The following is a 12,347-nucleotide window of genomic DNA, read 5'->3' as shown; positions in this document are numbered from 1 at the left end:
AATGGTAGCAAATAAGTCCATAATATTTACAGATCCAAGGTAGCTGTGTTTTCTAATGCTTTTTCTATAGCACTTCGCACGGCTTTAGCTAAGGTGTCACCAAATTGGGAGAAGGTTCCTGTATCTGTCAGAAGCTCTCCGTTTGGGTCGATGGTCATGATGACGCCATCTGTGGATGTACCAGTGGCAGGCTGATTAGATAGAACGCTAGTGATTCCTATAGATTGAAGTGCCACCGTTTTGGCTTCGGTAATTGTAAGAAGTGATTTTGTAAGTGCTCCATCAGTAAGTGCACAATTAGTAAAGACTAAGAGATTGATGGTGCCTCCAGAGTGAAAAACTCCATCTTTTTCATAGTAGGTATACCCATCACCAGCTCGATGAGCTGTTTTTTCAACCCCCGCTGTAGCTATGACTTCTATGATAATGGAATCCTCTGAGTGACAGACATAGGCGTGACGATTCATAGAGGCAGTGGTTAGTAAAGCGGTACAGAAATGGATGGGTAAGTCTAATTGAACGCACTCTTTTGCTAAATAGGCAGAGGTGGACCCACCAGGTAATTCACTTTCATTATTGACAAAAAAAGTTAATTGCTGATTGCGTACTGCCATGACATGGTGTAGGCCACCGTTGAAAGGGCTTGTGCTGATGGCATAATAGGGCATATCATAGGTAATGGTAATGGCTGAACTATGGATGTCCACGTAACCACCACTACGTAGTGTAGTAGGAACCTTGTATTGATTGTAATTGGGCATATATCCTCCTAGTAAGTAACATGTTATTTTATATAGTTATAGTACCATAAAAAGAACTAGGATAGTATAATAGATTATATAATCATTGAGGAGGAGTCTATCATGGAAGAGAGTCATTTTTTTGCGCTATTGCAGCGTATGAAATATATTCAACGCTGGAGCTTAATGCGCAATACAGAAGTAGAAAACTTACAAGGCCATAGTTTGGAAACAGCTATGATTGCGCACCAATTAGGCGTGTTACGGAATACCTATTTTGATGGGGCTGTAGATGTGAACCGATTAGCGGTATTGGCTATGTATCACGATGTGAGTGAAGTTTTTACAGGAGATATGCCGACACCGGTAAAATATTTTAACCCTAAGTTGCGTGCTCTCTATGGAGAAGTAGAACAGTTGGCAAATGAAACTTTGTGGTACACATTACCAGAAGAGGTTCAACCGTGCTATGAGGAAGCTTTATTAGGTAGCTCTGATGAATATGCAGTTTTAATTAAAGCAGCAGATACGATGTCAGCATTTATGAAATGCGTCACAGAAAAAGCTGCTGGTAATGATGAATTTAATGCAGCCTATGACAGTATTTATAAACGTTTGCAGGATATGAATTTACCAGAGGTGAATTTATTTTTGAAAGTGTATGTTCCGAGCTTGACGAAGTCCTTGGACGAAATGAATGTATCCTTTGCAAAATAATTTATGTTATAGATAGATGATTGCTGTAAAAAATATAGATAGATTTATGGACGGATATATTGACGGTGCTACATGCTTTCACGTATACTAATATTATATAGATAATGACTAAGAAGAGGAAAAATCTTTTGAACGCATCACAGAGAGCATTGGGTTGGTGGAACAATGTATGTAATAGAAAGAGGGTAGCCTTGGAGTTGGCATGGTGAACTAGAGTAAGTATGCCCGCTGATCAGCGTTAACGATAATGAGTGATTGCTACGGCAATAATCTAGGTGGTACCGCGGAAGTATAGACCCTTTCGTCCTAATGGACGAAGGGGTCTTTTTGTATATAGAAAGAATATCTATCATTTTTGCGACTTTGCAAGTTTACCATAGAAATATGCTAATTGAAGGGTAGGAATGTAAAGATATATTTGAACTAGGAGGACATATGAAGGAATATAAAAATCTCACAACTTACAATCCAAAAGAGATTGAACAACAATGGTATACATATTGGGAAGAGAAAGGGTACTTTCATGAGGAAGTGGACACAAATAAAGAGCCTTTCAGCATTGTGTTACCGCCACCAAATGTAACAGGTCAATTGCACATGGGTCATGCCCTTGATAACACCTTGCAAGATATTTTGATTCGTACGAAACGTATGCAAGGCTACAACGTGTTGTGGATGCCTGGTACAGACCATGCAGGGATTGCAACGCAAGTAAAAGTAGAAGAAAATATCATGAAAACAGAGGGAAAATCTCGTCATGATTTAGGTCGTGAAGAGTTCTTGAAACGTGTATGGGAGTGGAAACAAGAGTACGGTAGCACCATCGTAAAACAAATCCGTAGTTTAGGTGCTTCTTGTGACTGGACGAGAGAGCGTTTTACCTTGGATGAAGGTTACCATGAAGCAGTATTAAAAGTATTCGTAGAGTTATACGAAAAAGGTTTAATCTATCGTGGAGAACGCATCACTAACTGGTGCCCTAATTGTTTGACAGCTTTATCTGATATCGAAGTAGAACACGAAGATGAAAATGGTCATTTATGGCATATTAAATATCCTGTGATCGGGGAAGAAGATGTATTTTTAACAGTAGCTACCACACGCCCTGAAACGATGTTTGGTGACGTAGCCGTAGCGGTGAACCCTAACGATGAGCGCTATGCCCATTTAGTAGGCAAAGAATTATTGCTTCCATTCGTGAATCGGCATATCCCAATCATTGCTGATGAATACGTAGATCAATCTTTCGGTACTGGTTGCGTAAAAATCACTCCAGCTCATGACCCTAATGACTTTGAAATGGGACAACGCCATAACTTAGAAAGTATCGTGGTGATGAACCCAGATGGCACTATGAATGCAGGAGCAGGTCACTTTGTGAACATGCCTCGTGAATTAGCGCGTAAACAAGTAGTAGCAGAACTTGAGGCTCAAGGTTTATTAGAAAAAGTGGAAGACCATGGTCACAGTGTAGGTCATTGTTCTCGTTGTAACACAACAGTAGAACCTATGGTATCGAAACAATGGTTTGTATCTATGGAACCATTGGCAAAACCTGCCTTAGAAGTGGTACGTGATAAATCTATTGAATTTGTACCAGAACGTTTTACTAAAACATATACCAACTGGTTAGAGTCTATTCGTGATTGGTGTATTTCTCGTCAATTGTGGTGGGGACATCGTATCCCAGCGTGGTACTGCCAAGATTGTGGGGAAACGATTGTAACGACAGAAACATTGACAGAATGTCCACATTGCCATGGCAAAGTAGAACAAGATCCAGACGTACTAGATACATGGTTCAGCTCTGCGTTATGGCCATTTGCCACAATGGGTTGGCCTGACAATACAAAGGAAGTGAAACATTGGTATCCAACTAGTGTCATGGTAACAGGGTATGACATTATCTTCTTCTGGGTAGCTCGTATGATTTTCATGGGCTTAGAATTTAAAGAAGAAATTCCTTTCAAACACGTATTCATTCATGGCCTAGTACGTGATAGCCAAGGTCGCAAAATGAGTAAATCCTTGGGCAATGGTATCAATCCATTAGAAGTAATCGAAGAATACGGTGCCGATGCGTTGCGCTTTACCTTGGTAACAGGCAATACACCGGGGAACGATATGCGTTTTTACATGGAACGTGTGGAAGCAAATCGTAATTTTGCCAACAAAATTTGGAATGCATCTAAATTTGTGTTGATGAACTTAGAAGGTTTTGATGAAAGTTTCGTACCAAGCGCAGAAGACTACACATTGGCAGATAAATGGATTCTAGAAGAATACAATAAAACAGTCACAAACATTACGAATAACCTTGATAAATTTGAATTAGGGGAAGCAGCGAGCGCTGTATACGATTTCATTTGGAATACGTACTGCGACTGGTACATTGAATTAGCGAAACCTCGTTTGTACAACAAAGAAGGTGGCCGTGACCGTCAAACAGCTCAATACCTATTGGTATCCATCCTTCGTCATATGATGGAATTATTGCACCCATTCATGCCATTCGTAACAGAACATATTTGGCAACATTTGCCACATGAAGGGGAGAGCATCATGGTCGCTCCATGGCCAAGTACATTATCCATGGAAGGTTTCAGCTCTGCAGCGGCACATATGAATGTGATGATGGACGGCATCAAAGGTATTCGTAACATGCGTGCAGAAATGAATGTACCAATGGGCAAACGTTCTGAAGTTATCTTAGTGCCTGCTACAGAAGAATTGAAAGGTATCTTAGAAACCCATGGTGATTACTTCCATACCTTAGGTTGGGCAGAAAAAGTGACAGTACTTTCACCAGATGCGCCAAAACCAGAAAACGCTACAGTAACTGTGGTGAACGGCTTAGAAGTGTACTTGTTGTTGAAAGATTTAATTGACGCAGACAAAGAAAAAGAACGTATCGCCAAAGAACAGGCCACAGTATTGAAAGAAATCGCTCGTTTAGAAGGTAAATTGAACAACCAAGGATTCTTAGCGAAAGCCCCTGAAGCGGTAGTGGCGAAAGAAAAAGAAAAATTGGAAGAATACAAACAAAAACAACAAGCCTTGAATGAACGTGAAGAGTTCTTAAAAACATTAGCATAAGGAGATCCATTATGAATTATACGGAAGCGATTGCCTACCTAGAAGAGGTAGCCTCCTTTGGGATTCATCCAGGATTAGAACGGATTACTGCATTATTAGAAGAGCTAGGTAATCCACAACATACATATAAAACTATCCATGTCACAGGAACAAATGGGAAAGGATCTGTTTCTACTTATATTACCTATGGCTTGTATATGAGCGGCCTTCGAGTGGGGACATTTACGTCCCCGCATCTGCAATCCTACACGGAGCGCATGCGTGTGAATACGGCCTGCATTACAGAAGAGGCTTTTGCTGATTTGATTGAACGTGTAAGCCATGCTGTGAAAACTATTATGGATCGCGGTGTGGAAGCACCCACACAATTTGAAATCTTGACGGCAGCGGCATTCTTATTCTTCCAAGAACAAGGTGTGGACTATGCCGTTATCGAAGTAGGCTTAGGTGGATTACTAGACTCTACGAATGTCATCACTCCAGAAGTGGCAGTAATTACAAATGTGACCATTGACCATCAAGCGTACTGTGGAGATACCGTAGAGGAGATTGCCCGCCATAAAGCAGGTATCATCAAACAAGGAGTACCTCTTGTAACAGCAGCTCAAGGGAGCGCTCTAGATGTGATCAAGGAAACGGCTCGTTCTCTAGGCGTGACCTACCATGTGTTCAATGAGGACTTTACCATCGATAGTCGCAGTGCGATGGCGATGGGACAAATGATTACTGTAAAAGATAAAGAAGGACATAAAGACATGCTCTTTACTTCTATGCATGGTATCCATCAAGCCCTGAATTTAGCGTGTGCAGCAAGGGTATTGCAAATCCTGAAAGACAAAGAACCAGCAGTGAGCGAAGAAACGTACCGTGAAGGCTTAGCTCGTGCTACTTGGCCAGGACGGTTTGAAACCTTCAAAGTCCATGGCAGGACAATCATTTTAGATGGGGCTCATAATGCGAGCGGAGCAGAAGCCTTTTCTATGACTTTCAATGAACTGTATCCAGAAAAAGCGAAAACTGTGGTTTTATCAATTTTGGAAGATAAAGATGTATCCACTATGGTTAGTTATTTAGTGGGACAAAAAGACCGTGTTATTACGGTGCCAGCACCAACACCACGAGGCATTGCACCGCAACAGTTGGCCAAACAAATGCCCGTCCAAGCGGATCCTATGGAGACAATCCAAGAGGGCTTAGACCATGCTATGAAAATAACTAAGGAAGGCGATATCATCGCTGTGGTGGGATCCTTATACATTCTTGGGGACGTGCAACAATGGCTCGCCCAAGAAATGAGGCACTAATGGATGCCCTACGTAGACTATCTGTGGACCAATGGATAGTCTACCTCCTCTATGGAGCCACCGTGTGCATTCCATTATTACCCATAGGTGGCAACATTCTTGTACTTGTGGCGGGGATACTAGCATTGCTATTTGATAGGCAACGATTTTCTGGAGCCTTACATTGGCTACAATGGGCAGTTTTGGGATTTATTCTTTGGACGGGATTTTCTATCGCTAATTCCATGAATATACAATGGTCGGCTATGAGCTGGTTCTACCATATAGGTATGTATGGCAGTATCTATTGGTTGATGACATATTATATAGATAATGAATTACGGCAGAAAACGTTTTTGTCCTTATTTTGTATTACTGGAGTTCTCGTGTGCTTAGGTGCGGGATATCAGTATTTTTATATGACTCCGGAACATATTCATGAATGGGTGGATAATGTTCATTTTCCAGGACTCATGCGGCGCATGTATGGGACGTTACAGAACCCTAATTTATTGGGTGAGTATTTATTGTTTGTCCTATCCGTTGGTGGATTAGGAACGATACAGGTATTGAAAGCTAAAGATTGGAAACGCTTTGCTTACATGGCATTAGCAGTCATATGTATGCTACTATGCCTTGTCCTTACTTATTCGAGAGGTATGTGGCTTAGTTTGGCTATTGTTGTATTTGTGGCAGGTATTTGTGTAGAGCGAAGATTATTATATGCTCTTCTAGTAGTGCCGTTAGTGTTATTCTTTTACCATGGGGAAGTATCCAGTCGATTGTGGTCGCTCTTTAGTGGGCAAGATACATCAGTCATGCTCCGGTGGGCATTATGGGATAGCACTATGTACATGATAGAAGATTTTCCTATCTTTGGTATTGGTTGGGATGCATTTTGGATGACCTATCCAGATTATAATTATTTTATCCAAGATCCAACGGTCATAATCTATCATGCCCATAATTTGTATTTGCAAGTGGCTGCAGAAACGGGTCCGATTTCCTTGTGCTTGTTGTTAGCAATTTTATTAGGGCATAGTAGAAATATACAAAAACAAAAGCACCTTGCCATTCCATATCGCTATAGTATGACCTTGATTACCGTAGTTGTTTTGGTAAGCGGTCTCTTTGATCATGCTTTATATAGCCAGCAAGTAAGTATGGTCTTGTGGCAACTATTAGGCTTTTCTATGAGTGTCATACGAAATAAAAAATAATATAAAACTTAAAAAGTATAGAGAAGGTCTTATGACAATCTCTATACTTTTTATATGTGGTAATCATTGTGTTTAGATTGTATATTGTCTATAACAATATTTGCATACATCAATTGTTATAGAAGAGTATGAATATTGAATTAAGAAATATGAAAAATGATACTGTTGTTTTGAAGTTAAAGGAATCATTAATTATATAGCTTTGAGTGGACTAACACAGTAAAGTAAAAAACTATAACTTGGGAAATAACAAAAAAGAATAAAAGTAAATAACTGTTAGTTATGAATAATATAACACGTAGAAATGCATAAACATAAATAGAGTGTATGCATAAGAGTTGAAATATCGAAAAAAGTTGTACTACACCAACATTTATAGATATAGGTAGATAAAGGGTATAACAAAAAGTTATACTCGCATTGGATTTATCTATTCTGTATGCCTATTATGCATATATTTGCATATATGGTTGACAATAATAAGAAAAATGAGTAGTATTTATGAGAATTAACAAATGTCACACTTTGAGTAGATATTTAATCTTATATTTCTATAACAGTTTTGTAAGTAAGAAATTTCTTTCATAATAGAAATAAAAGAATTGAATGTATAGTGTGATTGTTAGATAGCTGAATAAGTCATTCAAACTAAAGGAGATGGTAGTATGATCGACATTTTAGATCGCGTGCAAGGCGCAGCGTTGCAAGCAAAAATTACTACAGCAGAAGAAGCAGCTAAATTGATTAATCCAGGAGACCATGTAGGTATCAGTGGTTTTACACCATCTGGTTATCCTAAAGCAGTGCCATTGGCTCTAGCAAAACGCATGGAAACGGAACCTTTCCAAATCGATCTTTGGACTGGTGCATCAGTTGGTGATGAAGCAGACGGAGCATTAACTCGTGTAAACGGTATTCGTCGTCGTTTCCCATATCAAACAAATAATGATACTCGTAAAGCTTTAAATAGCCAAAAAATTCGTTATATTGATATGCACCTTAGCCAAATGGCTCAACAAATCCGGTATGGTTTCTTCGGTGACACTGACGTAGCTATCATTGAAGCGGTTTGTATCCGTGAAGATGGTGGTATCGTTCCTAGTACATCCGTTGGTAACTCTCCAACATTTGTTAGCCAAGCTAAAAAAGTTATCGTAGAAGTTAACGTATCTCAACCAATGTCTTTGGTAGGTATGCACGATATCTATGAACCACAAGATCCTCCATATCGTGAGCCATTCCCAATCAAAGCGGCTGGCGATCGTATCGGAACAGATTACATCCCATGTGATCCTGCGAAAATTGTAGCTATCGTTCCATGTGATGTACCTGACACAACTCGTCCACTAGCACCAATCGATGATGATGCAAAAGCGATGAGTCAACATTTGATTAACTTCTTCTTAGAAGAGGTAAAAGCAGGTCGTTTACCTGAAAACTTATTGCCATTACAATCTGGCGTAGGTTCTGTAGCAAATGCTGTTGTGTCTGGCTTGGCGGAAGGTCCTTTCACAAACTTATCCATTTTCACAGAAGTTATCCAGGATGGTATGTTGGACTTAATTGATGCAGGTAAAGTAACAGATTGCTCTGGTACAGCATTATCCCCATCCCCAGATGGATTGAAACGCTTCTATGACAATATTGAAAAATACAGCAAACATATTCTCTTGCGCCCACAAGAGATTTCCAATAACCCTGGCTTAGCTCGTAGACTTGGTGTTATCACTATGAATACAGCGATTGAATTCGATATCTTCGGTAATGTAAACTCTACTCATATCATGGGTAGCAAAATGATGAATGGTATCGGTGGTTCCGGGGACTTCACTCGAAATGGTTATATCTCCATTTTCTGTACGAACTCTGTAGCAAAAGGCGGAGATATCAGCTCCATCGTTCCTTTTGTATCTCACATTGACCATACAGAACATGATGTACAAGTATTCTGTACAGAACAAGGTATTGCCGATGTTCGTGGTTTGGCTCCAATTGAAAGAGCATACAAAATCATTGAAAACTGTGCTCACCCAGACTACAAACAAGAATTACTTAACTACCTCGAAAGAGCTATTGAAAAGACAAATGGCGCCCATACACCTATCTTATTAGATGAAGCTCTTTCTTGGCATAAACGCTTCACTGAAACAGGAAGCATGAAAAAACAAGGTTAATTTTATAGGAGGATGATGAACATGGCTAATGACAACTTAAAAGCCAAACTTGCTGAATATGATGCAGCGTACGCTAAAAACTGTGAGAAAGTACCTGCTCGTCAAAACTTACCAGAACAACCGGTATACACACCGCTTGATTTAGAAGGTTTTGATTATGAACGTGATCTTGGATTCCCAGGATTCTATCCTTACACTCGTGGTGTGCAACCTACTATGTACCGTGGCCGTTTCTGGACAATGCGTATGTATGCTGGTTTCGCAACTGCTGAAGAGTCCAACAAACGTTATCGTTACTTAATCGAGTCCGGTGCAACAGGTCTTTCTTGCGCATTCGACTTACCAACACAAATCGGTTATGACTCTGACGACGCTATGGCTGAAGGCGAAGTTGGTAAAGTAGGTGTTGCGATTGACTCCTTAAAAGATATGGAAATTTTGTTCCAAGGTATCGACTTAGGTAAAGTTTCCACTTCTATGACAATCAACGCTCCTGCATCTGTACTTCTTGCTATGTACATTGCAGTTGCTGAAAAACAAGGTGTACCTTCCACTGAACTTCGCGGTACAATTCAAAATGATATTTTGAAAGAGTACGCAGCTCGCGGAACTTACATCTTCCCTCCAAAACCATCCATGCGTTTAATCACTAATATTTTCGAATATTGCTCTCAATATGTGCCAAAATGGAATACTATCTCCATCTCCGGTTACCATATTCGTGAAGCTGGTTCCACTGCTGCGCAAGAAATCGCTTTCACAATTGCTGATGGTATTGCATACATCGAAGCAGCTCTTAAAGCTGGCTTGGAAGTTGACGATTTTGCAGGTCGTTTATCCTTCTTCTGGAATGCACACAACAATGTATTAGAAGAAGTTGCAAAATTCCGTGCATCCCGTCGTCTATGGGCACATATCTTGAAAGAACGTTTTGGTGCTAAAAAACCTAAATCTATGATGTTACGTGTACATACTCAAACAGCTGGTTCTATGTTGACTGCACAACAAGTTGACAACAACATCGTTCGTGTTGCTCTTCAAACTGCAGCTGCTGTAATGGGTGGTACTCAATCCTTACATACTAACTCTCGTGACGAAGCATTGGCTCTTCCAACTGAAGCATCTGTACAAATCGCTCTTCGTACTCAACAAATCGTTGCTTACGAATCCGGTTTAGCTGACGTAGTTGACCCATTGGGTGGTTCTTACTATGTAGAAGCTATGACTAATGCTATCTATGAAGAAGCTAAAGCATACATCCAAAAAATCGATGAAATGGGTGGCGCTGTTGAAGCAATCGAAAAAGGTTACATCCAAAAAGAAATCCAAGAGTCTGCTTATAAATGGCAAATGGAAGTGGAATCTGGCCTTCGTACAATCGTAGGTGTTAACAAATTCCAAGTTGAGGAAAAACCAGTTGAAGGTCTTCTTCGTATCGATGCTTCTGTAGGTATCAACCAATCCAAGAAAACACAACAAGTTCGTGCAGACCGTGATCAAGCAGCAGTTGATGCAGCATTAGCAGCATTAAAAGCTGGTGCAGAAGATGAATCTGTAAACTTGATGCCATTAATCTTGGCTGCCGTTAAAACATATGCTACATTAGGTGAAATTTGTAACGTATTGCGCGGCGTATTCGGTGAATACCAAGCTCATTCCACACTATAATTAATCGAACCTATTTGGAGGTATAACATCATGGCAGAAAAACGTATCAGAGTAATCGTAGCAAAACCAGGTCTTGATGGTCATGACCGTGGTGCAAAAGTAGTAGCACGCGCACTTCGCGATGCTGGTTTCGAAGTTATCTACACAGGTCTTCGTCAAACTCCAGAACAAATCGTTGAAGCTGCTCTTTCTGAAGACGTTAACGTAGTTGCGTTATCTCTTCTTTCTGGCGCGCACAACACATTGTTCCCTAAAATCGTTGAAATGCTTAAAGAAAAAGGCATGGGCGATGTATTAGTAGTTGGTGGTGGCGTTATTCCTGACGCTGATATTCCTGGCTTAAAAGAAGCTGGCGTATCCGCAGTATTCACACCAGGCACTCCAACAGCTGATGTAATTGAATTCATCAAAGCTAACGTAAAATAATATACTTGAGCTAGGCTCGGGCATGTATGTTCGAGCCTAGACGTATATATAATTGGGACGGTGACAATATGGATTTAATCAAAGAACTATTAGAAGGTTCTCGTCTTGCATTGGCTCGGTCCATAACGGCTGTAGAAAATGAATACGATAATGCGATCGACATTATGAAATCTATCTATCCACGTACTGGTAAGGCTCGTATCTTGGGTATCACAGGTGCTCCAGGAGCTGGTAAAAGTACATTGACAGATAAAGTGGTTAAGCATTATCTAGAACAAGGTAAGAGAATCGGCATCGTTGCTGTTGACCCAACCAGTCCATTCTCAGGCGGCGCTATTTTAGGTGACCGTATTCGGATGAATGATTTGACATTAAATGAAAATGTATTTATCCGTAGTATGGGTACACGTGGCAGCCTAGGTGGATTATCTAAAAAAACAGCAGATGTTGTTAAATTAATGGATGCATTTGGCATGGATCTTGTTATCATAGAAACCGTAGGTGTTGGACAATCCGAAGTAGATATCGTTAAAAATGCAGATACTACATTGGTTGTATTGGTACCAGGTTTAGGTGATGATATCCAAGCAATCAAAGCGGGTATTTTAGAGATTGGCGATGTATTCGCTATCAATAAAGCAGATCGCGATGGCTGTGATAAGCTTAATGTTGAAATTGAAATGATGCTAGACTTAGATTCTCGTGAACTTGATTGGAGACCACCAATTAAGAGAACTATCGCTAGTAAAGATGAAGGTGTTGATGACTTAGTGGAAGCACTAGATGAACACTTTGAATATCTTGAAGATAGTGGAGAATTAGCAGCTCGCCGTGCAGAACGTACGCATGATGAACTAGTAGCGATGATCAATGAGCAAATTATGCGTTATGTTCATGAACATGTGGTTGAAAGCGACGCTTTCAAACAAGATGTAGCAGCTGTTAATAATAGAACTAATGACCCTTATAGTGTTGTTAACTCGGTATTAGAAAAGTCCTTAAAAAGATAATAAAAAGAATGAT

At 40.1% G+C, this 12,347-nt stretch carries 9 protein-coding genes and 1 other annotated feature; of the genes, 8 read left to right on the top strand and 1 reads right to left on the bottom strand.

Translation table 11 applies throughout. From position 1 onward, the window contains the following. Positions 1–26: 26 nt before the first annotated feature. Entirely contained in the window at positions 27–761 is a 735-nt protein-coding gene (locus EO112_RS03610) for an adenosylcobinamide amidohydrolase (protein ID WP_127162949.1), read from the bottom strand. A 102-nt stretch (positions 762–863) separates the two neighbouring features. On the opposite strand from EO112_RS03610, the gene yfbR reads away from it, so the two are divergent. The 8 genes from yfbR (at position 864) to meaB (ending at position 12,334) form a co-directional block, all read left to right on the top strand. Beyond that, the gene (gene yfbR, locus EO112_RS03605; RefSeq protein ID WP_127162947.1) at positions 864–1,457 is read left to right on the top strand and encodes a 5'-deoxynucleotidase; all 594 of its coding nucleotides are present in this window, start codon (positions 864–866) and stop codon (positions 1,455–1,457) included. A 101-nt stretch (positions 1,458–1,558) separates the two neighbouring features. After that, positions 1,559–1,769, top strand: a binding site (T-box leader). Between the two features lie 123 nt (positions 1,770–1,892). After that, entirely contained in the window at positions 1,893–4,553 is a 2,661-nt protein-coding gene (locus EO112_RS03600) for a valine--tRNA ligase (protein ID WP_127162945.1), read from the top strand. A gap of 11 nt (positions 4,554–4,564) precedes the next feature. Further along, on the top strand, positions 4,565–5,857 hold the full coding sequence (locus tag EO112_RS03595; RefSeq protein WP_127162943.1) for a folylpolyglutamate synthase/dihydrofolate synthase family protein: 1,293 nt from the start codon (positions 4,565–4,567) through the stop codon (positions 5,855–5,857). Beyond that, entirely contained in the window at positions 5,830–7,056 is a 1,227-nt protein-coding gene (locus EO112_RS03590; protein WP_240629333.1) for an O-antigen ligase, read from the top strand. The genes EO112_RS03595 and EO112_RS03590 overlap by 28 nt, the downstream gene beginning before the upstream one ends. A gap of 665 nt (positions 7,057–7,721) precedes the next feature. Next, positions 7,722–9,230: an acetyl-CoA hydrolase/transferase family protein gene (locus EO112_RS03585; RefSeq protein ID WP_127162941.1), complete on the top strand. Its 1,509-nt coding sequence runs from the start codon at positions 7,722–7,724 to the stop codon at positions 9,228–9,230. A 21-nt stretch (positions 9,231–9,251) separates the two neighbouring features. Next, entirely contained in the window at positions 9,252–10,898 is a 1,647-nt protein-coding gene (locus EO112_RS03580) for a methylmalonyl-CoA mutase (RefSeq protein WP_126941051.1), read from the top strand. Between the two features lie 30 nt (positions 10,899–10,928). Beyond that, positions 10,929–11,324 carry a cobalamin B12-binding domain-containing protein gene (locus EO112_RS03575; RefSeq protein ID WP_009352817.1) on the top strand — a complete coding sequence of 132 codons (396 nt, stop codon included), beginning with the start codon at positions 10,929–10,931 and terminating at the stop codon, positions 11,322–11,324. 68 nt (positions 11,325–11,392) lie between these two features. Then, entirely contained in the window at positions 11,393–12,334 is a 942-nt protein-coding gene (gene meaB / locus EO112_RS03570) for a methylmalonyl Co-A mutase-associated GTPase MeaB (protein WP_127162939.1), read from the top strand. The last annotated feature ends 13 nt before the right edge of the window (positions 12,335–12,347 follow it).

Origin of the sequence: Veillonella sp. VA141 (assembly GCF_003992175.1) — a bacterium.
Lineage (GTDB): Bacteria > Bacillota > Negativicutes > Veillonellales > Veillonellaceae > F0422.
The sequence above is the reverse complement of the archived record's forward strand: the minus strand, read 5'-3'. Positions and strand labels throughout refer to the sequence as shown.